This is a genomic window from Methylobacterium sp. EM32 (genome assembly GCF_040593685.1).
Lineage (GTDB): Bacteria > Pseudomonadota > Alphaproteobacteria > Rhizobiales > Beijerinckiaceae > Methylobacterium.
This window is the reverse complement of the sequence record NZ_JBEXZS010000098.1, coordinates 1-19,596: the sequence shown is the minus strand read 5'-3', so window position 1 is coordinate 19,596 and position 19,596 is coordinate 1. Positions and strand designations below refer to the sequence as shown.

At 69.6% G+C, this 19,596-nt stretch carries 16 protein-coding genes, 2 pseudogenes and 1 other annotated feature; of the genes and pseudogenes, 11 read left to right on the top strand and 7 right to left on the bottom strand.

What is annotated here, in order from left to right:
- Positions 1-268: 268 nt before the first annotated feature.
- The gene (locus ABZT49_RS14110; protein WP_355286668.1) at positions 269-1,606 is read right to left on the bottom strand and encodes an MFS transporter; all 1,338 of its coding nucleotides are present in this window, start codon (positions 1,604-1,606) and stop codon (positions 269-271) included.
- Positions 1,607-1,706: 100 nt separating this feature from the next.
- A complete protein-coding gene (locus tag ABZT49_RS14105) occupies positions 1,707-2,585 on the bottom strand; it encodes a shikimate dehydrogenase (RefSeq protein WP_355286667.1) in 879 nt (292 codons plus the stop codon).
- A 186-nt stretch (positions 2,586-2,771) separates the two neighbouring features.
- Between ABZT49_RS14105 and ABZT49_RS14100 the strand changes: the two genes are divergently transcribed.
- Positions 2,772-4,691, top strand: coding sequence for a TIM barrel protein (locus ABZT49_RS14100; protein WP_355286666.1), 1,920 nt, complete (start codon positions 2,772-2,774; stop codon positions 4,689-4,691).
- A gap of 186 nt (positions 4,692-4,877) precedes the next feature.
- Here ABZT49_RS14100 and ABZT49_RS14095 read toward each other — a convergent pair whose 3' ends face one another.
- Together ABZT49_RS14095 and ABZT49_RS14090 are read right to left on the bottom strand one after the other, a co-directional pair.
- Positions 4,878-5,798, bottom strand: coding sequence for a peptidylprolyl isomerase (locus tag ABZT49_RS14095; RefSeq protein WP_355286665.1), 921 nt, complete (start codon positions 5,796-5,798; stop codon positions 4,878-4,880).
- A 179-nt stretch (positions 5,799-5,977) separates the two neighbouring features.
- The gene (locus ABZT49_RS14090; RefSeq protein WP_355286664.1) at positions 5,978-6,304 is read right to left on the bottom strand and encodes a hypothetical protein; all 327 of its coding nucleotides are present in this window, start codon (positions 6,302-6,304) and stop codon (positions 5,978-5,980) included.
- A gap of 297 nt (positions 6,305-6,601) precedes the next feature.
- On the opposite strand from ABZT49_RS14090, the gene ABZT49_RS14085 reads away from it, so the two are divergent.
- Together ABZT49_RS14085 and ABZT49_RS14080 are read left to right on the top strand one after the other, a co-directional pair.
- Positions 6,602-9,358: a bifunctional acetate--CoA ligase family protein/GNAT family N-acetyltransferase gene (locus tag ABZT49_RS14085; RefSeq protein WP_355286663.1), complete on the top strand. Its 2,757-nt coding sequence runs from the start codon at positions 6,602-6,604 to the stop codon at positions 9,356-9,358.
- Between the two features lie 18 nt (positions 9,359-9,376).
- Complete coding sequence (locus ABZT49_RS14080) at positions 9,377-10,036, top strand: YoaK family protein (RefSeq protein ID WP_355286662.1); 660 nt, start codon at positions 9,377-9,379, stop codon at positions 10,034-10,036.
- A gap of 343 nt (positions 10,037-10,379) precedes the next feature.
- Here the strand turns inward: ABZT49_RS14080 and ABZT49_RS14075 are convergent, their stop codons facing one another.
- The gene (locus tag ABZT49_RS14075; protein ID WP_355286661.1) at positions 10,380-10,598 is read right to left on the bottom strand and encodes a hypothetical protein; all 219 of its coding nucleotides are present in this window, start codon (positions 10,596-10,598) and stop codon (positions 10,380-10,382) included.
- Between the two features lie 151 nt (positions 10,599-10,749).
- Here ABZT49_RS14075 and ABZT49_RS14070 point away from each other — a divergent pair, with 151 nt between their 5' ends.
- Complete coding sequence (locus ABZT49_RS14070; protein ID WP_355286660.1) at positions 10,750-11,454, top strand: haloacid dehalogenase type II; 705 nt, start codon at positions 10,750-10,752, stop codon at positions 11,452-11,454.
- Between the two features lie 255 nt (positions 11,455-11,709).
- On the opposite strand, the gene clpB is transcribed toward ABZT49_RS14070, so the two are convergent.
- The gene (clpB, locus tag ABZT49_RS14065) at positions 11,710-14,349 is read right to left on the bottom strand and encodes an ATP-dependent chaperone ClpB (RefSeq protein WP_355286659.1); all 2,640 of its coding nucleotides are present in this window, start codon (positions 14,347-14,349) and stop codon (positions 11,710-11,712) included.
- Positions 14,350-14,625: 276 nt separating this feature from the next.
- Between clpB and ABZT49_RS14060 the strand changes: the two genes are divergently transcribed.
- Entirely contained in the window at positions 14,626-15,402 is a 777-nt protein-coding gene (locus ABZT49_RS14060; RefSeq protein ID WP_355286658.1) for an MOSC domain-containing protein, read from the top strand.
- Positions 15,403-15,411: 9 nt separating this feature from the next.
- Here ABZT49_RS14060 and ABZT49_RS14055 read toward each other — a convergent pair whose 3' ends face one another.
- Complete coding sequence (locus tag ABZT49_RS14055; protein ID WP_355286657.1) at positions 15,412-15,621, bottom strand: hypothetical protein; 210 nt, start codon at positions 15,619-15,621, stop codon at positions 15,412-15,414.
- Positions 15,622-15,922: 301 nt separating this feature from the next.
- On the opposite strand from ABZT49_RS14055, the gene argB reads away from it, so the two are divergent.
- The 6 genes and pseudogenes from argB to ABZT49_RS14025 form a co-directional block, all read left to right on the top strand.
- The gene (argB, locus tag ABZT49_RS14050; RefSeq protein ID WP_099952892.1) at positions 15,923-16,846 is read left to right on the top strand and encodes an acetylglutamate kinase; all 924 of its coding nucleotides are present in this window, start codon (positions 15,923-15,925) and stop codon (positions 16,844-16,846) included.
- 129 nt (positions 16,847-16,975) lie between these two features.
- A complete protein-coding gene (locus tag ABZT49_RS14045) occupies positions 16,976-17,707 on the top strand; it encodes a pyrimidine 5'-nucleotidase (RefSeq protein WP_355286656.1) in 732 nt (243 codons plus the stop codon).
- Positions 17,704-17,847 carry a hypothetical protein gene (locus ABZT49_RS14040; protein ID WP_355286655.1) on the top strand — a complete coding sequence of 48 codons (144 nt, stop codon included), beginning with the start codon at positions 17,704-17,706 and terminating at the stop codon, positions 17,845-17,847. The genes ABZT49_RS14045 and ABZT49_RS14040 overlap by 4 nt, the downstream gene beginning before the upstream one ends.
- 20 nt (positions 17,848-17,867) lie before the next feature.
- On the top strand, positions 17,868-18,290 hold the full coding sequence (locus tag ABZT49_RS14035; protein WP_355286654.1) for a metallopeptidase family protein: 423 nt from the start codon (positions 17,868-17,870) through the stop codon (positions 18,288-18,290).
- Between the two features lie 329 nt (positions 18,291-18,619).
- Positions 18,620-18,988 (top strand): annotated as a pseudogene (locus ABZT49_RS14030) (IS5 family transposase); the annotation flags it as partial.
- Positions 18,989-19,016: 28 nt separating this feature from the next.
- Positions 19,017-19,596 (top strand): annotated as a pseudogene (locus tag ABZT49_RS14025) (transposase); the annotation flags it as partial.
- Positions 19,298-19,413 (top strand) — a sequence feature (AL1L pseudoknot). Its footprint overlaps the pseudogene before it by 116 nt.

Genomic DNA, 19,596 nt, shown 5'->3' with positions numbered 1-19,596 from the left:
CTCCTGGGGGGACGGTCCGATCAAACCCGTTCGAGCACATCATCGCAATCCGAGATCTACTCGTATGCAATCGCCCTGCCCCGCAGAGGGGGGAGGGGGAAACCCGAGCCACCTCGTCTGTCGGGCAGCTCCGATCTGATCGGGCATGCCAGTCGCGCACCGCCACGCCGCATCTCGAAAAGACAAGGCCGCCCCGGCACCGTGATGCGGCGCCGGGGCGGCCTGAGAGTTTTAGGTGCCGGCGCCCTGACGCCGGCAATACTAGTTCTCAGCGCTTGCCGAGTTGCTCCATCGGCGTCCGGTAGGTCTCCCGCGCCGTGAAGATCGAGACCGCGGCGATGCCTGCCGTGGCGGTGACGAAGAGCGCCACCGGGACCCAGCCGGTCGGGCCGGTGCCGAGCAGCGAGGCGCTGATCACCGGGGCGAAGCCGCCCAGCGCGAAGCCGATCTGGGTGCCGATCGCCATGCCCGACAGGCGGACCTTGGTGTCGAACATCTCACCGTAGAGCGACGGCCACACCCCGTTGGCGGCGCTGTAGACCACGCCCGAGAGCAGGATGCCGAAGCAGAAGATGAGGGCTAAGTTGCCCTGGCTGATCGCCCACATGTAGGGCCAGATCAGCGCCGCGGAGCCGAGCGCGCCGAAGATGAAGACCGGGCGGCGGCCGATCCGGTCGGACAGGGACGCGAAGGCCGGGATCGCGCCGAGCGCCACGACGTTGGCCAGGATCAGCACGGTCAGCATCGTCGAGCGGTCGATCTGCATCGTGTTGACGGCGTAGGACAGGGTGAAGACGCTGAAGATCGTGCTCACCACCGAAACGAGCGCCGCGAAGATCACCCGCACCACGTCGTCCCACTGGGTGCGGAACAGCATCGCGACCGGAAGCTCCGCCTTCGCGTGGGTGTGCTCCTCCTGCTCCTTCTCGAAGACCGGGGTCTCCGGCAGGGTGCGACGGACCCAGAAGCCGACCGCGACCACGAGGGCGCTGAGGAAGAACGGGATGCGCCAGCCCCAGGACAGCATCTGCGCCTCGGGCATCTGGGTGATCGGCAGGAACACCAGCGTGGCGAGGATCAGCCCGGCCTGCGTGCCGCTCAGGGTGAAGCTGGTGAAGAAGGCGCGCTTGTTCGAAGGCGCGTGTTCGAGGGTCATCGAGTTGGCGCCGGCCTGCTCGCCCGCGGCCGAGATGCCCTGGAGCAGGCGGGCGATGACGAGCAGGATCGGCGACAGGATGCCGAGCTGGTCGTAGGTCGGCAGGCAGCCGATCATGAAGGTCGAGATGCCCATCAGGAGCAGCGTGAAGGTGAGCACCTTCTTGCGGCCGAAGCGGTCGCCGATATGGCCGAGCGCCACGGCGCCGAGCGGCCGCGTGATGTAGGCGACGCCGAAGGTCGCGAACGAGGCGATCGCCGCCGCCTGCGGGTTCGCAGCCGAGAAGAACAGTTTTGGAAAGATCAGCGCCGCGGCGGTGCCGTAGATGAAGAAGTCGTAGTATTCGACCGCGCTGCCGATCCAGCTCGCGAGCGCGGCCTTCTTCGGAGTCTTCACGGCCTCGGACTCGTCGGCGGCGATCGCGGCCGCCGGAAGGACGGTGGAGGTCATCGGGCGTTTCCTGGGATGGGGGAGAGGACGGGCCCGTTGGGTCGGGCCGCATTCTGGAAGGGTTGGGCCGCGGTGCGCGCCGCCAGCCGGGAAAAAAGCCTCAGGCCGGCCGGCCGAGCTCGGCGAAGTGGCGGAGCATCCGCTCCGGATCCGGGGTCCGGCCGGTGATGAGCCGGAACGCCTCGACCGCCTGGAACACCGCCATGCCGCCGCCGTCGAGAGTGCGGCAGCCGATCCGCCGCGCCTCGCGCAGGAGCGCGGTCTCGAGCGGGAAGTAGACGATCTCGGCGACGAAGAGTTTTGGGTGCAGGTATTCCGCCGGGAGCGGCAGGCCCGGATACTTGTCCATGCCGGTCGGCGTGCAGTGGACGAGGCCGTCGGCGGCCGCGACCTCCGCCTGAAGGTCGGTGCAGGCCCGCGCCCGGCCGGCGCCGAAGCGCTCACACAGGGAGGCCGCCACCGACGCGGCCCGGGCCGGGTCGATGTCGTTGAGGACGAGGTCCTTGACCCCGAGGGTGAGGAGCGCGTGCGCCACCGCCGCGCCGGCACCGCCCGCGCCGAGCTGCACGACGCGGTCGAGCGTCACGTCCGGCAGGCCACGCCGGAACGCCTCGGCGAAGCCCCACCAGTCGGTGTTGTGGCCCACGCGCTTGCCGTCGCGCAGCACCACCGTATTGACGGCGCCGAGCGCCGCGGCGTCGGGCGACAGCTCGTCGAGATGGGCGAGCACCGCCTGCTTGCAGGGATGGGTGATGTTGAGGCCGGAGAAGCCCATCCGCTCGGCCGCCTGGAGCAGCTCCGGCAGGGCCTCGGCGCCGAGGCCGAGGCGCTCGAGATCGATCTTCTGGTAGAGCAGCCGCAGGCCCTGCGCGTCGCCCTCGCGCTCGTGCATCGCCGGGGTGCGGGAGGCCTGGATGCCGTTGCCGATCAGGCCGGCCAGGATCGATGTCGGAAGGACGGAAGTGGGGGCAGCGCCCATCACGGGCTCCTCTCGCGGTGCGTTCCTCGGATGGCGCGATTGCGACGCGCTTGAATTCAAATGTACTAACCGGTACGTTCATGTCAAGCGCGAAAGATTGCGGCCTGCTGGGCCGCCGCTTCGGGCTCGACGGAGCCGGCCCCGTTTGCGATGGAGAGCCGGCGGATACGGGAGAGGGAGAGCGCGATGAGGAAATCGATCGCCACGGTGTCGGTAAGCGGCACGCTGGTCGAGAAGCTGGAGGCGATCGCGGCGGCGCGCTTCGACGGCGTCGAGATCTTCGAGAACGACCTCCTGTTCCACACCGGCGCCGCCCGCGACGTGCGCCGCTACGCCTCGGATCTCGGCCTCTCGATCGACCTGTTCCAGCCGTTCCGCGATTTCGAGGGCGTGTCGGACGCGCAGCTCAAGCGCAACCTCGACCGGGCCGAGCGCAAGTTCGACCTGATGGAGGAACTGGGCGCGCCCCTGATCCTGGTCTGCTCCAACGTCGGCACCGAGGTCTCGGACGACGACGCCCGCATGGCCGACCAGCTCTATCAGCTCGCCGAGCGGGCGGCGAAGCGCGGACTGAAGATCGGCTACGAGGCCCTGTCCTGGGGCACCAAGGTGCGCACCTTCGACCGGGCCTGGGGCATCGTCGAGCGGGCGAACCACCCGCATCTCGGCCTGATCCTCGACAGCTTCCACACCCTGGCGCTCCCCGACGACTGGTCGGGCATCGCGAATCTGCCGGGCCAGCGGGTGTTCTTCGTCCAGCTGGCGGATGCGCCGCGCATCGGCATGAACCCGCTGACCTTGAGCCGCCACTTCCGCTGCCTGCCGGGCCAGGGCGACCTCGACGTGCCGGGCTTCCTCCAGGCGGTGCTGGCCTGCGGCTACACGGGCACGATCTCGCTCGAGATCTTCAACGACGAGATGCGTGCCGCGCCGCCGCGCCAGACCGCGGCCGACGGTCACCGCTCGCTGCTGTTCCTCGAGGAGCGGGTGCGCCGCACCGAGGAGGCGGCCGCGCAGGCCCCCTCCCCGGCCAAGCGCCCCCGCCGCCGGGTCGAGCTGTTCGACCCGCCGCTGCCGCCGGCCATCGCCGGCCACCGCTTCATCGAGGTGGCGGTGGACGAGCGCTGCGAGGGGGCGCTGGCGCGGCTGCTGGGCCAGCTCGGCTTCACGCGCTTGGGCGTGCACCGCAGCAAGGCGGTGACCCTCTACGGCCAGGGCGAGATCCGCATCGTGCTCAACCGCGAGCCGGATTCCTTCGCCGCCTCCTACTTCCTGATGCACGGCCCCTCGGTCTGCGCCCAGGCCATCGCCACCGACGACGCGCTCGCGGCCTTGGGCCGGGCCGAATCCTACGGCGCCGCCCGCTTCGGCGGCCGGATCGGGCCGGACGAAAATACCTTCCCGTCGATCCGCGCGCCGGATGGCAGCCTGATCATCCTCACCGATCCCCAGACCGGCGGCGATTTCGAGCACGACTTCGTGATGGACGGGGACGCGGCGCCCGCCGGCCTGCTGACCCGGATCGACCACGTGGCGCAGGCCCTGCCCGAGGGCCAGCTCGATTCCTGGGTGCTGTTCTACCGCGCGGTGCTCGGCCTCGAGCCGGAGGACGTGGTGGTGCTGCCCGACCCCTATGGCCTCGTGCGCAGCAAGGCGATGTCGAATGCCGAGCGCACCATGCGCCTGCCGCTCAACATCTCGGAGAGCCGCAACACCGCCACCGCCCGCTTGGTGACGAGCTTCGCGGGCGCCGGCGTGCACCACATCGCGCTCGCCACCGACGACATCTTCGCGGCGGCGGAGAGCCTGAAGAAGGCGGGGGTGACGCTGCTGCCAATCCCGGCCAACTACTACGACGACGTGGCGGCCCGGTTCGGCCTCGACGACCCGCTGATCGCCCGGATGCAGTCGTTGAGCATCCTCTACGACCGGGTCGGCGACGGCGAGTTCCTGCAGCTCTACACGACGCCGTTCGAGGAGCGGTTCTACTTCGAGCTCGTGCAGCGCAAGGGCGGGTACGACCTCTACGGCGCGCCGAATGCGCCGGTGCGGATGGCGGCGCTGGCGGCGTTGCGCGGGCCGAACTTGTCGCAGGTGCTGCGGTAAAGGGTTTGGGGCGGGCGCAGCCTGCTCGACGATACTGAAACCCACTGCGTCATTCCGGGCTCCGCTGCGCGGCCCCGGAATGACACTGAGGATGAGAAACCCGTAGCGCGAACGTCATGAGAGAGGTCTCGTAAAAAAGCCCCCGGAGCGACGCTCCGGGGGCTTTTTTCATCCGAGGATCAATCCTCAGTTCTTCTTCTCGTCGGCCTTCGGCGCCGTGGCAGGCGCGGCCGGCGCCGCTGCGGTCTTCTCGATCTTGGCACTCTCGCGCAGCTTGGTGATGATGTCCTGCTGCGTCTTGCGGGTGAGATAAGCCTCGACCTGCTCCTTCATCTCGTCGAAGCTCGGCACCGGCTTGGTGCGCTTCTCCTCGACCTTGATGACGTGCCAGCCGAACTGGGTCTTGACCGGGTCGGAGATCTTGCCGGCCTCCATCTTGAACGCCGCGTCGGCGAAGGGCGCGACCATCCGCTCCTTGGTGAACCAGCCGAGATCGCCGCCCTCGGCCTTGGAGCCGGGATCCTTCGAGGTCTCGGCCGCGACCTTGGCGAAGTCCTCGCCGCCCTTCAGGCGCGCGGCGATCTTCTTGGCCTCGGCCTCGTTGTCGACGAGGATGTGGCGGGCGTGAACCTCCTCCTCGGGCTTCATCGCCTTGACGGTCTCGTCGTAAAGCGCCCGCTCGGCCTGCGGCGTCACCGCCTTCTTGGCTTCGCGCTCCAAGTACTCGTCGAGGAGGAGCTTGTCGCGGAAGTAGGAGAGCTTGCGGACGAAGTCGGGGTTCTCGGCGATCTTCGCCTTCTCGGCGGCCTGTGCGCCGATCTTCAGGTCGACCATGTAGTCGACGAGGAGACCCTTCTTCTGCGCGTCGTCGACGCCGGGGAGGGACAGGGCCGGATCGTCGGCCGCCACCGCGAGGTCGCCGGCGGTGATGGTCGCGCCGTTGACCTTGGCCACGACCGTGTCGGGCGACGGGGCCGGGGCGGCAGGCGCAGCAGTCGGGGCGGCGGGGGCCGGCGCTTGCGCGAGCGCAGCTCCGGGCAAGACCCCCGGCAAGAGGAGCCCGAGGGCGAGCGCGCCGTTGCGCCAGAAGGGAGAGAGGGTCGGCATGGCGTGATCCTTGGGGCCCGTGCGCGAGGTCGGTCGAAACCGGCGGACAGGTGGCAAAGATCGGCCGACAAGACAAGCGGCGCGCGCGCCGCAGAGGCAAGGCAAGCGGCGCGGGCGCCGCACAGGCAAGGATGAGCAGCGCCCCCGCGGATCCGTGATCCGCGGGGAGGCAGGAAGGCTCAGAAGCCGGTCGAGGCAACCTCGATCCGGTCGCCGCGGCGGGCGAAGGCGACCGAGGCGGCGGTGCCGTCCTGCGTGCCGGGCACCGAGAAGCTCACGACCTGCTCGGAAGCGAGCGTGGTGATCACCCGCAGCGGGGTGGCCGCATTGGACTCCGTCGGCGCCAGGGTGGCGACAACGCGCAGGCCGTCCTTCTCGACGGTGTAGTAGGCCGAGCCGCGCACCGGGCCGAGATCGAGGCTGTGAGCCTGACGCGGGTTCAGTTCCGCGGCGCCGGCCGCGGTGGCGAGAACAAGGCCGAGGGCGGAGAGGGAGAGGAGATGCATCGGTGGTCCTGGAGGTTCTGTCCGGCGCGAGGAGCGCGTCCGGAAAGCCGGGATTCGCCGGGAGCCCTTAGCTAATCATTCATCATGATGCACCGCAATAGAATTATGTTGCAATGCACAATAGACAACCTGCATTACCGGTCATCTCGTTATCCCTCAAGGTGGCCGCAGAACCACCGTCGGACCCGGCCGCGGACGACCCGGCGTGACCTTCCGGCCACCCCGCCCTAACTGCCGGCATGGCGAAAGACGACGCCGCGACGATTGCCGACGCCCGGACGCCCTCATGAGACCCGCATGAGCACCTACCGCTTCGACAGGCTCCTCAGCCCCCGCTCCGTGGCTCTGGTGGGCGCGAGCGCCCGGCCCAACACGTTCGGCGCCGCGATCCTGCGCAACCTGCGCGAGGCGGGCTTCGAAGGCCCGATCTGGCCGGTGAACCCGCGCCACGACAGCGTCGACGGGGTGCAGGCCTTCGCCGACCTCGCCGATCTGCCCGAGCCCGCCGACCTCGCGGTGATCGTCACTCCCCCTGAGACCGTGCCGGAGGTGGTGGAGGCGGCGGGCCGAAAGGGCTGCGGCGCGGCCGTCATCATCACCACCGGCCTCGGCAGTGGTCCGGATTCGCTTGCGGAGGCCGCGCGGGCGGCGGCCCGGCGGCATTCCCTGCGCCTCGTCGGGCCCGACAGCATGGGGCTGGCGGTGCCGCACGCGGCCCTCAATGCCAGCCTGCTCGCCCGGGCGCCGCTCCCGGGCGACCTCGCGCTGATCTCGCAATCGCGCACGGTGGCGGCGGGCATCGTCGCCTGGGCCCAAGCGCGCGGCACGGGCTTCTCGGGCATCGTTTCCCTCGGCAACGCGCTCGACGTCGACATCGCCGATTGCCTCGACCACTTCGCCGGCTGCATCCGCACCCGGGCGATCGTGCTCTCGATCGACAGCGTGACCGACGCGCCGAAATTCATGTCGGCGGCGCGGGCCGCTGCGCGGGCGAAGCCCGTTGTGGTCCTGCGCTCCGGCCGGCACGACACCGCCCGGGCGATCGAGGGCCGCACCGCGACGCATACGGGAATCCTCGCCCGCACCGATGCGGTCTATGACGCCGCCTTCCGCCGCGCGGGACTGCTGCGGGTGCAGGATCTCGACGAGATGTTCTCGGCGGTCGAGACGCTGGGGCGCCAGCGCCCCTTCCCCGGCCGGCGCCTCGCGATCCTGGCCAATGGCCGCGGCGTCGGTGCCATCGCGGTCGACCGGTTGCTGGATCTCGGCGGCACCCTGGCGGGCCTCTCGGACGAGACGCGGGCGCGCCTCGCCGCGGCGGTGCCGGGCACGAATCCGGCCGCGTCGAACCCGGATACTTGGCGCAACCCGGTCGATATCGGGGCCGATGCCGACGGGCCGCGCTACGCCGCCGCCCTGGAGGCGCTGATCGCCGACCGCGACAACGACGCCGTGCTGGTGATCAACGTGCCGACCGCCCTGTCCGGCGGCTGCGCGGTGGCGACCGCGATCGTCGAGGCGGTGAGGACCGGCCGCAAGGGGAGTTTTCGCGCCCGGCCGGTCTTTGCCGTCACCGTCGGCGACGAGGCGGCGGGCGAGATCCTGAGCCAGGCCGGCATCCCGCGCTTCGCCACCGATGCCGACGCGGTCGAGGGGTTCACCCACCTCGTCCGCTACCGCGAGGCGCAGGACGACCTGACCACCACCCCGGCGGTGCTGCCCGACGACCTGGTGCCGGATGCGGGCGCGGCGCGGGCGATCGTCGTGTCCGTGCTCGCGGAAGGGCGCACCTGGCTCGACCCGCGCGAGATGGCCGACCTGCTCGCCGCCTACGGCATCCCGACCCAGCCGGTGACGCTCGCCGCCGACGCCGATGCGGCGGCCGAGGCCGCCTGGCCGGTCATCGCCGCGGGCGGCACCGTGGCGCTCAAGCTCGTCTCGCCGGACGTGGTGCACAAGTCCGACGTCGGCGGCGTGCGGCTCGGCCTCACCAGCGAGGCGGCGGTGCGGGACGCCGCCCGCGAGATGCTGGCGCGCGTCGCGCAGGAGCGGCCGGAGGCCCGGGTCACCGGCTTCGTCGTCCAGGCGATGCTGCGGCGGACGCAAGCCAGGGAGCTGATCGCCGGCCTCGTCGACGATCCGGTCTTCGGTCCCGTGGTGGTGTTCGGCCGCGGCGGCACCGCCGTCGAGGTGATCGACGACCGGGCGCTGGCGCTGCCGCCCCTCGACCGGCGGCTCGCCGCCGACCTGATCGGCCGCACCCGGGTGGCGCGCCGGCTCAAGGCCTATCGCGACGTGGCGGCGGCGGACGAGGCGGCGGTGGCCCTGGTGCTGGTCAAGCTCGGCCAGCTCGCCGCCGACCTGCCGGAGCTGCGCGAGCTCGACATCAACCCGCTGCTCGCCGACCGCGACGGCGTCATCGCGCTCGATGCCCGCGCCGCCGTGGCGCCGCTGCCGCCGGAGCGCCGGCGCGACGCCGGCACCGGTCCGAGCCACGCCCGCTTCGCCGTGCGGCCCTATCCGCGCGCCTGGGAGCGCCGCCTCGTGCTGGACGGCCAGGCGATCCTGGTGCGGCCGGTGCGGGCGGAGGACGAGGGGCTGTTCGAGGCGTTCTTCCGGCAGGTCAGCGCCGAGGACCTGCGCCTGCGCTTCTTCGCGCCGGTGCGCGACTTCAGCCACGCCTTCCTCGCCCGCCTGACCCAGCTCGACTACGCCCGCGCCATCGCCTTCGTGGCGATCGAGGAGGCAACCGGCACGATGATGGGAGCGGTGCGCCTCCACGCCGACGCCAACCACGAGACCGGGGAATACGCGATCCTGGTCCGCTCCGACCTCAAGGGCCTCGGCCTCGGCTGGGCCCTGATGGGGCTGATGCTCGACTGGGCGCGGGCGGACGGGTTGCGGGTCGTCGAGGGCCAGGTCCTTCGTGAAAATACCACCATGCTGGCGATGTGCCGCAAGCTCGGCTTTACGGTAAGGACGGACCCCTCCGACCCCGACCTGATGCTGGTGCGGCGCACGCTCACGGAGGAGAGTGCCGCGCCCGAATCGTAGAAGACCTCAGCTTCCCTCATGCGCGACACCCCTCCCCTCGACATTGCCGGCGGCCTCCTGCTCACCGCCGCGGCGGGCTACGTCGACGCCGTCGGCTTCTTGCGGCTCGACGGGCTCTACACCTCCTTCATGAGCGGCAACTCGACCCAGTTCGCGGTCTCGCTGGCGCAGGCCGGTCACCCGGTCGCCTGGGAGATCGGCCTGCTCTTCGCGTGCTTCCTGACCGGCGGGTTCTGCGGCAGCCTGGTCTCGCTGCGCGTGCCCGGGCGCTGGGGGCCGGCGGCGGTCCTGAGCGTCGAGGCCGCACTCCTGGTGCTCGCCCTCGCTCTCGCCGTCAGCCCGGTGCCGGGACCGGTCGCGCCGCTGCTGGCCGCCGCCATGGGGGCACAGAACGCGGCGCTCCGCCGGAGCGCGGGCTTTCGCCCCGGCGTCACCTTCGTGACGGGAACGCTGTTCAGCCTCAGCCACACCCTCGCCCAGGCGGCGACGCGGATCGGCCCGGCCTTCGGGTGGGTGCCGGATGCCTGCACCTGGCTCGCCCTGGTCAGCGGTGCCGTGGCCGGGGGACTGGCCTATCGCGGCTACGGGCTGGAGGCGCTGGTGGTGCCGGTGATGGGCGTCGGGCTGGTGCTGGCGCTCGCGGTCGGGCGGGCGACCCGGGAGGCTGCGGCGGCGTGACGACGCGTCCGCCCCCACGGGGCTGTTTGAGGCGAGGAAGGACCCGTGCCTCACTTTCGAAGAATTTTTGCCTACGATCCCGTGCCTGGCAGCGGTACGACGCCCGATGCCGGCTCGGCCCGGATGGGACCGGATCCCCAACACGGCGAAATGCGACCACAAACCGGTGTCTTGCCTAGTATCAGTCAGATATTGGACAGATAGCGCCGATACAATGTCAGCCACCGAACAGTCCTGACCGGGGCAGGCGCCATACTCCCCGATCATTCGCCACGAGGGCGAACCACTGCGAGAAATCGATCCCGCATCTGCACCATCTGCGTGCAGTTGCAGACAGTCTTGGTCACATCTTGCCACTGGCTTTCAGCCGTGTCAGGCGGCCTACGGCCCGCTCGGCCGAATCATCCCGCTGCATCTCCTGCTCCCATTCCTCGATCATCGTCGGGCGGCTGCGCAAGGTTTGCCGCAGGATGTCTACCTGGGTCCGCAGAATGGTGTTCCGCGGAGCGGTTTCGTGCTTGTGAATTGGGGGTGATTTGCGGGAGCTCGACATGGCGGGCATGCTCTGACGGCATCGTTAACAGATGGTGAATGTCTGTCAGATCCATCGGGCGCCCCAGCCCCGCTCACCCGATGGTGATGAGCGGCCTTGAAGCGGACCTCGCCGGGCCGATAACTCCGGGCGACACGAACCAAACCGGGAGGCGGCCCGCATGGCGATCCAGGCCCTGATCTTCGACGTCTTCGGCACCCTGCTCGACTGGCACGGCGGCGTCGCCCGGGAGGCGGCGCGGATCCTGGCACCGTACCGGCCCGACCTCGACGGAGGCGCCTTCGCGCGGGCCTGGCGCGACCGCTACCAGCCCGGCATGGAGCCGATCCGCCAGGGTGCCCGCGCCTATACCGACCTCGACACCCTGCACGGCGAGAGTCTGGAGAGCGTGCTCGCCGGCCTCGGCCTCGCCGAGGCGGTGCCGCAGGCGGCGCGCGGGGAGCTGGTTCAGGCCTGGCACCGGCTCGACGCCTGGCCCGAGGTGCCCGATGCGCTCACACGGTTGCGCGAACAATACCTACTGGCGCCGTGCTCCAACGCGCATGTGCGGCTCGCCATCGCGCAGGCCCGCCGCAACCGCCTGCCCTGGGACGCGGTGCTCGGGGCCGAGTTCGCGCAGGACTACAAGCCGAAGCCCGCCGTCTATCTCCGCGCCGTCGAGGCCCTGCGGCTCCAGCCGGGCGAGGTGATGATGGTGGCGGCCCATTCCTCCGACCTCGCGGCGGCGGCGGCCTGCGGGCTCGCCACGGCCCACATCGCCCGGCCGGACGAGAGCGGCCCTGGCACCGGCGAGCCGGCGCCGCTCGTGCCGGTGGACTTTTCCGCCTCCGACCTCGCGGATCTGGCGCGGCAGCTCGGCTGCTGAAGGTCGGTGCGACGGCAATGGAGAGAACCCCGTCCCACCCGCGACCTCATCCTGAGGTGCCCGCAAAGCGGGCCTCGAAGGAGGGCTCCAGAAGTCTCCGCGATCCCTGGATGCCTCCTTCGAGGCTCAGCGATCTTGATCGCCTCGCACCTCAGGATGAGGTCGCAGGTGGGATGTGATCTATCGAGCCGTCGAACGGGTCAGGCATGAAGAAAGGGCCCGCCTCCGGAAGGAGACGGGCCCCGAAGGATCCCCTTAGTTCAACAAGGCCTTAGCCGGCCGGCGCTCGTCCGGCGCGACCGCCTGGTCGCCGATGAACAAACCGGCGGGGCCGAGGCGCACCGGCACCGTCTCGCCGTCATGGACGCGGCCGGCCAGGATCTGCTCGGCGAGCGGGTCCTGCACCGCCTTCTGGATCACGCGCTTGAGCGGGCGCGCGCCGTAGGCGGAGTCGTAGCCCTTCTCGGCGAGCCAGGCGCGGGCGTCGGGCTCGATCTCGAGGGTGATCTTGCGATCCTCCAGGAGCTTGGCGAGGCGCCCGAGCTGGATGTCGACGATCGCCCCCATCTCCTGCCGCTGGAGACGGTGGAACAGGATGATCTCGTCGACCCGGTTCAGGAATTCCGGCCGGAAGTGCGCGCGCACCACGTTCATCACGTCGTCGCGCACCACGTCGGTGTCCTGGCCCTCCGGCTGGTTGACCAGATACTCGGAGCCGAGATTCGACGTCATGACGATCAGCGTATTGCGAAAATCGACCGTCCGCCCCTGCCCGTCGGTGAGCCTGCCATCGTCGAGGACTTGCAGCAGGACGTTGAACACGTCCGGATGCGCCTTCTCGATCTCGTCGAACAGCACGACCTGGTAGGGCCGGCGCCGCACGGCCTCGGTCAGCGCGCCGCCCTCCTCGTAGCCGACATAGCCCGGAGGCGCACCGATCAGCCGGGCGACCGCGTGCTTCTCCATGTACTCGGACATGTCGATGCGCACGAGGGCCGTGTCGTCGTCGAACAGGAAGCCGGCGAGCGCCTTGGTCAGCTCGGTCTTGCCGACGCCGGTGGGGCCGAGGAACATGAACGAGCCGATCGGCCGGTGCGGGTCCTGCAAGCCGGCGCGGGCGCGCCGCACCGCGGTCGCGACCGCCACCACCGCCTCGTGCTGGCCGACGACGCGCTTGCCCAACGCCTGCTCCATGCCGAGCAGCTTCTCGCGCTCGCCCTCGAGCATCTTGTCGACCGGCACACCGGTCCAGCGTGAGACCACGCCAGCGATGTGGCTCGGCGTCACCGCCTCCTCCATCATGCCGGAGCCGTTGCCGCGCGACCCGTCGGCGCCTCTCGCCTCGATCTCGGCGAGCTCGCGCTCCAGACCCGGGATGATGCCGTAGGCGAGCTCCCCCGCCTTCTGGTACTGGCCCTGGCGCTGCGCCGCGGCGAGCTCGTTGCGCGCCTCGTCGAGCTTCTTCTTCAGCTCCGCCGCGCGGCCGAGCTTGTCCTTCTCGGACTTCCAGCGGGCGGTGATCGCCGCCGACTGCTCCTCGAGGTCGCCGAGCTCCTTCTCCAGCCGCACCAGACGGTCGCGGGAGGCGGAATCTGTCTCCTTCTTCAGCGCCTCGGCCTCGATCTTCAGCCGCACGATCTCGCGATCGATGTTGTCGAGCTCCTCCGGCTTCGAATCGACCTGCATGCGCAGGCGCGAGGCCGCCTCGTCGACGAGGTCGATCGCCTTGTCGGGCAGGAAGCGGTCGGTGATGTAGCGGTTCGACAGGGTCGCGGCCGCCACCAGCGACGAATCCTGGATCCGCACGCCGTGGTGCTGCTCGTACTTCTCCTTGATGCCGCGCAGGATCGAGACCGTGTCCTCGACCGTCGGCTCCGAGACGAAGACCGGCTGGAAGCGCCGGGCCAGCGCCGCGTCCTTCTCGACGTGCTTGCGATACTCGTCGAGCGTGGTCGCGCCGACGCAGTGCAGCTCGCCGCGGGCGAGCGCGGGCTTCAGCAGGTTCGAGGCGTCCATCGCCCCGTCCGCCTTGCCGGCGCCGACCAGCGTGTGCATCTCGTCGATGAACAGGATGATCTGGCCCTCGGCCGCGGTCACCTCGGAGAGCACGCCCTTCAGGCGCTCCTCGAACTCGCCGCGATACTTCGCGCCGGCGATCAGCGCGCCCATGTCGAGGGCGAGGAGCTGCTTGTCGCGAAGCGATTCCGGCACGTCGCCGTTGACGATGCGCAGGGCCAGGCCCTCGACGATTGCGGTCTTGCCGACGCCGGGCTCGCCGATGAGGACGGGGTTGTTCTTGGTGCGCCGCGACAGCACCTGGATGGTGCGGCGGATCTCCTCGTCGCGGCCGATCACCGGGTCGAGCTTGCCATCGCGGGCCGCCTCGGTGAGGTCGCGGGCGTATTTCTTCAGCGCGTCGTAGGCGTTCTCGGCCGTGGCGTTGTCGGCGGTGCGGCCCTTGCGCAGGGCATTGATCGCGCCGTTGAGAGAGGCCGCGGTGACGCCCGCCTGGCTGAGGATCTTGCCGGCGTCGGAATCCTTCTCGACGGCGAGCGCCAGCAGCAGGCGCTCCACGGTGACGTAGGAATCGCCCGCCTTCTCGGCGGCCTTCTCGGCGGTGTCGAACAGGCGCATCAGCTCGCGGGTCGCCTGCGGCTGCGACGCGCCGCCGGACACCTTCGGCTGCTTCGACAGCCACGCCTCGGTCTGGGCGAGCGCCACGCGCGACTGGCCGCCGGCGCGGTCGATCAGACCCGCGCACAGGCCCTCGGGATCGTCGAGCAGCACCTTCAGCACGTGGGCAGGCGCCAGCTGCGGATGACCCTCACGCAGCGCCAGCGACTGCGCCGCCTGCACGAAGCCCCGCGCCCGCTCGGTGTACTTCTCAAAATTCATGAATTCGCTCCTCCTTGGCCGGTCACTGCGCCCTCGTGGCGAGGCATCGGGAGACCGGTGGGTTCTCGCCCTCGCGCGTCGATCGCGCGCCGGGCGCCGGCCCTTCCAGGAAGCCGCCGGCCCTCCCCATGTGGTGTGACATATCGGTAACACAAGGGGGCGACGCCGCGATTTGCGAGCCGGAGGCATGCGGCCGGGGGATGGCTTGGCGGGAAGTCACGACTGGCCGTCCGTCACCGATTTTCAGCGCGGCGGAATTCCGTTAGGCAAGAGGCCATGACGCAGGCCTCCCTCACCGTCACCGCCCTTCACCGCTACCCGGTGAAGGGCCTCTCCCCTGAGCCCCTGGCCTCGGCGGCGCTGACGCCCGGCGCCTATTTCCCGGGCGACCGGCTGTTCGCGGTCGAGAACGGCCCGAGCGGCTTCGACCCAGCCGCGCCGGTGCATCAGCCCAAGATCAAGTACCTGATGCTGATGCGCAACGAGGCGCTGGCGCGCCTCTCGACCGCGTATGACGATGCCACCGGCGTGCTGACGATCCGCGAGGGCGGGCGCGAGGTGGCGCGCGGCGACCTCGCCACGCCGGAGGGGCGGCTCGCCATCGAGGCGTTCTTCCGCCGTTTTGTCCCGAAGGAGTTGCGCGGCCCCCCGAAGGTGCTGGCCGCGCCGGAGGGCTACCGCTTCACCGATTCGCGCGGCGGCTTCGTCTCGCTCATCAACCTGGCGAGCGTCGCGGCGGTCGAGGACATGGTCGGGGCGGCGGTGGACCCTTTGCGCTTTCGCGGCAACCTGCACGTCACCGGGCTGCCGGCCTTCGCCGAGCTCGACCTCGTCGGGACGGAATGGGCGACGGAGGCGGGCCTGCGCCTGAAGGTGACGAAGCGCATCGTGCGTTGCGCTGCCACCAACGTCGATCCGGCCACCGGCCAGCGCGACCTCGCGATCCCGGAGGCCCTGCAGAAGAACCTGGGCCACGCCGATTGCGGCATCTACGCCGAGGTGATCTCAGGCGGTGAGGTGCGGGCGGGGGATGTGCTGCGGGTGGTGGGCTGAACGACCGCTTCAGCGCCTCGTCGGCAGCCAGTCCGGCTCGGGCTCCTGGCGCGGCAGCACGGCGGCCACCTCGTCGAGGTCGACAGTGTAGCTGTCGGTGAGCAGGCGCCAGAGATCCTGGCGGCTGGCGGCGCGATGGCTGAGCGACGTGACCGTCGCGGCGAGGAGCGACGGGCTGGTGAGGGCGGGACGAGGCAGGAGCGAGTCGGCGAGGCGCATCGTGGAAGATCCGGTGGTCCGTCCACAGAATGTTCCGACCATGGTTAAACCCAGGTAAAATGAAGCCGGCAACGGTTCGAGGATCGCGGCCGTCATCGCACCGTCGCGTACCGCCGCCAGAACCCGGCGCCGGACGGGCGCGCGGCCGTCGCTCGGGGCGACCGCTTGTGCCGTGAGATTTCGGTGTGACAGGCCGCGCGATGATGCGTAGAACCCCGCGCCATCCCGGGCCGCGCGACGCGACCCACCCTTGCCCCGGCCGCGCGAAGCGGCCCGACCTTGCGAGAGGAAACCCGCCACGATGAGCGATTCCGGAGCGGACAAGGCGCCCGACGTCCAGCTGCCCAACGTCCATGTGCGGGCCGAGGTCCTGGTGCAGGCGCTGCCGCACATGCAGCGCTACGACGAGGAAGTCGTCGTCATCAAGTATGGCGGCCACGCCATGGGCGACCGCGCGGCGGCCGAGGACTTCGCCGAGGACATCGTGCTCCTGGAGCAGTCCGGCCTCAAGCCGGTGGTGGTCCATGGCGGCGGGCCGCAGATCGGCCGCATGCTCGACCGGCTCGGCATCAAGTCCGAGTTCCGCGAAGGCCTGCGCGTCACCGACGAGGCCACCGTCGAGGTGGTCGAGATGGTGCTCGCCGGCTCGATCAACAAGCAGATCGTCGGCTGGATCTCGGCCGAGGGCGGCAAGGCGATCGGCCTGTGCGGCAAGGACGGCAACATGGTGCGGGCGCGCCGCGCCGCCCGCACGGTGACCGATCCCGATTCGCACATCGAGCGCCACGTCGATCTCGGCCTCGTCGGCGAGCCCGAGCACGTCGACCGCACGGTCCTCGACGCGGTGCTGAAGGCCGAGCTGATCCCGGTCCTCGCCCCCGTGGCGGTGGGCGGCGACGGCCAGACCTACAACGTCAACGCCGACACCTTCGCGGGTGCCATCGCCGGGGCGATGCGGGCCAAGCGCCTCTTGCTGCTCACCGACGTGCCGGGCGTGCTCGACAAGAACAAGAAGCTGATCCCGGAACTGTCGATCGAAGATTGCCGCCGGCTCATCGCCGACGGAACGATCACGGCCGGCATGATCCCGAAGATCGAGACCTGCATCTACGCGCTCGAACAGGGCGTCGAGGCGGTGGTCATCCTCGACGGCAAGGTGCCGCACGCGGTGCTGCTCGAGCTGTTCACCGATTACGGCGCCGGCACGCTGATCCGCCGGTCGTAACGGTCATCTCCCCGGGCGGCCGGCTAGGGCCGCCCGGCTCGCGAAACCCCGTCTTTCATCTTCCCTTCCGCCCCGCCTCGCTTATCTTGGGCGTCCGGGGCCGTGGGGCCCCCGTCGCCGGACCGTCCCTTGCTCCTGCCAGGCGAGAGCCACCTCACCGCGCCTCAGGCCCGCGGCTTCTCCGGGATCGACACCTGGGTGTTCGACCTCGACAACACGCTCTATCCCCACGACGCCCGCGTCTGGCCGCAGGTCGACGAGCGCATCACCCTCTACGTGATGAATCTGTTCGGGCTCGACGGGATCTCGGCCCGCGCCCTGCAGAAATACTTCTACCACCGCTACGGCACGACGCTGCGCGCGCTGATGGCCGAGTGGAAGATCGACCCCTACGAGTTCCTCGACTTCGCCCACGACATCGACCATTCGAGCATCGCGCTCAATCCGGATCTCGGCGTCGCCATCGAGAGCCTGCCCGGCCGCAAGCTGATCCTCACCAACGGCTCGCGCCGGCACGCCGAGAACGTCGCGAAGAAGCTCGGCATCCTCGACCATTTCGAGGACGTGTTCGACATCGCGGCGGCCGATTTCGTGCCGAAGCCCGAGCGCAGCGCTTACGAAAAATTCCTCGACCGCCACGGGGTCGACCCGACCCGGTCGGCCCTGTTCGAGGACATCGCCAAGAACCTCGTCGTCCCGCACGACCTCGGCATGGCGACGGTGCTGGTGGTGCCCCGCACCATCGATCCGTTCCGCGAGAGCTTCGAGCAGGAGGCGGTGCGTGCGCCCCATATCGACCACATCACCAACGACCTCGCGGGCTTCCTGACCGACCGGGTCGCCCCGGCGCTGGCGGCGTGAGCCCGCGCGAGCCGGACGGGCGGGACTCGACCGGGAGCGACCCGGCCGAGATCTGGGGCCGGCGCATCGGCCGCGGCCTCGGAGCCGTGGCTTTCGTCGTCCTGGCCTGGCTGCTCGGCCGGCAATTGCAGCTGTGGTAATCCCCGAACACGAGACCCGCATGTCCGAGACCGACTGGAGCCTGTTGCGGGCCCCCGACCTCGCCGCCATCGAGGCCCTGACCGAGGCCGCCTTCGCGCGCCTGCCGGACGAATTCCGCGCCCTGTGCGAGGGCGTGGTGATCCGGGTCGAGGAGTTTCCCGACGAGGAGACGCTGGCGGAGATGGGCTGCGAGAGCGAGTTCGACCTCCTCGGCCTGTTTCGCGGTACCGGCCTGGCGCAGGGCGGCGGTGCCCTGAGCCTCGCCACCGGACAGTTTCCCAACATGGTCTGGCTCTACCGCCGTCCCCTGCTCGATTACTGGGCCGAGCACGACGAGACCCTCGGCCATCTCGTCGCCCACGTGCTGGTGCACGAGATCGGCCACCATGTCGGGCTCTCGGACGACGACATGGAGGCGATCGAGGCGGCGGCCGACCTCTGAGAGTCGATTCGACTGAGAGCCTGCTTGACTTGCGAGCCAGCATCAAGAGACACTTTCCTCTCCCATCCACACCCTCATCCTGAGGCGTCTAGCGATCAAAGATCGCGAACGAAGTAAGCCTCGAAGGAGTTCTCCAGAGACCTCGGAAATTTCTGGAGATCCCCTTCGAGGTCAGTCGATTTTTAATCAACTAACACCTCAGGATGAGGGTATGGGTGGGATAAAATCTACCCATCAATCAAAAAATCTCTAGGCTGTAATGAGGAGTTAATGATCGTCAGCCTGGCACAAGGTTCGGGGCGCTGATTGTGGCCGGAGGAGTGCCGGCCATGCCCCCAGATCATGATGCTCTGACGGACGAGCAATGGGCGCGTCTCAAGGTGTTGGTGCCTGGTGGCCGGAAAGGGACGCGGGGACGCCGGGCCGACAATCGGCGTTTTCTTGACGCGCTGCTCTGGATGGCTCGATCGGGTGGCCGCGGGAAGGATCTTCCGGAGCGTCTTGGCAAACCCGACACGGTCAAGCGGCGCTACTACGACTGGATTGCTCGTGGTGTTTTAGACGAGATGCTGGATGCCCTGGCCCAGGAGGCTGACCTGGACTGGCTGATGCTGGACGCGACGATTGTGCGCGCGCACAGTCAGGCTGCAGGCGCGCGCAAAGTCAAAGGGGGGTGTGAACCGCCCCGGGTTTCCCGGAGGCTCCAACTTCTGAGAGGATGGAGCCATGACGAAGCGAGCAGCCCCGTTTTCCCCTGAGGTGCGTGACCGTGCCGTGCGGATGGTGCGTGATCATGAGAGCGAGCACGGCTCGCAATGGTCGGCGATCCAGTCGATTGCTGCGAAGATCGGCTGCTCGGGCGAGACGCTGAGGAACTGGGTGCGCCAGTCCGAGCGTGATCAAGGTGTGCGACCCGGTCAGACGACGGACGAGCGCGATCGGACCAAGGCGCTCGAACGAGAGAACCGCGAGCTACGCCAGGCCAACGAGATCCTGCGCAAGGCGTCGGCGTATTTCGCGATGGCGGAGCTCGACCGCCGGTCGCGGCCATGATCAGTTTCATCGACGAGCATCGGACAGTCTACGGGGTCGAGCCGATCTGCAGGGTGCTGCCGATCCCCCGTCGGCCTACTACGCGCATGCCGCCCGGCGCGCCGATCCGGACAAGCAACCGGTTCGTGCTCGCAGCGACGCGGCGTTGATGATCGAGATCCAGCGCGTGTTCGAGGCCAACTTCTGCGTCTACGGCGTGCGGAAGGTCTGGCGGCAACTGGCCCGGGAGGGGACCGTGGCCGCGCGATGCACG

Coding starts and splice junctions, on each gene's coding strand:
- clpB (WP_355286659.1), bottom strand. CDS start 14,349: ATGAATTTTGAGAAGTACACCGAGCGGGCGCGGGGCTTCGTGCAGGCG.
- ABZT49_RS14035 (WP_355286654.1), top strand. CDS start 17,868: ATGTCCGAGACCGACTGGAGCCTGTTGCGGGCCCCCGACCTCGCCGCC.
- ABZT49_RS14075 (WP_355286661.1), bottom strand. CDS start 10,598: ATGCCCGCCATGTCGAGCTCCCGCAAATCACCCCCAATTCACAAGCAC.
- ABZT49_RS14085 (WP_355286663.1), top strand. CDS start 6,602: ATGAGCACCTACCGCTTCGACAGGCTCCTCAGCCCCCGCTCCGTGGCT.
- ABZT49_RS14055 (WP_355286657.1), bottom strand. CDS start 15,621: ATGCGCCTCGCCGACTCGCTCCTGCCTCGTCCCGCCCTCACCAGCCCG.
- ABZT49_RS14080 (WP_355286662.1), top strand. CDS start 9,377: ATGCGCGACACCCCTCCCCTCGACATTGCCGGCGGCCTCCTGCTCACC.
- argB (WP_099952892.1), top strand. CDS start 15,923: ATGAGCGATTCCGGAGCGGACAAGGCGCCCGACGTCCAGCTGCCCAAC.
- ABZT49_RS14070 (WP_355286660.1), top strand. CDS start 10,750: ATGGCGATCCAGGCCCTGATCTTCGACGTCTTCGGCACCCTGCTCGAC.
- ABZT49_RS14105 (WP_355286667.1), bottom strand. CDS start 2,585: ATGGGCGCTGCCCCCACTTCCGTCCTTCCGACATCGATCCTGGCCGGC.
- ABZT49_RS14100 (WP_355286666.1), top strand. CDS start 2,772: ATGAGGAAATCGATCGCCACGGTGTCGGTAAGCGGCACGCTGGTCGAG.
- ABZT49_RS14090 (WP_355286664.1), bottom strand. CDS start 6,304: ATGCATCTCCTCTCCCTCTCCGCCCTCGGCCTTGTTCTCGCCACCGCG.
- ABZT49_RS14110 (WP_355286668.1), bottom strand. CDS start 1,606: ATGACCTCCACCGTCCTTCCGGCGGCCGCGATCGCCGCCGACGAGTCC.
- ABZT49_RS14095 (WP_355286665.1), bottom strand. CDS start 5,798: ATGCCGACCCTCTCTCCCTTCTGGCGCAACGGCGCGCTCGCCCTCGGG.
- ABZT49_RS14060 (WP_355286658.1), top strand. CDS start 14,626: ATGACGCAGGCCTCCCTCACCGTCACCGCCCTTCACCGCTACCCGGTG.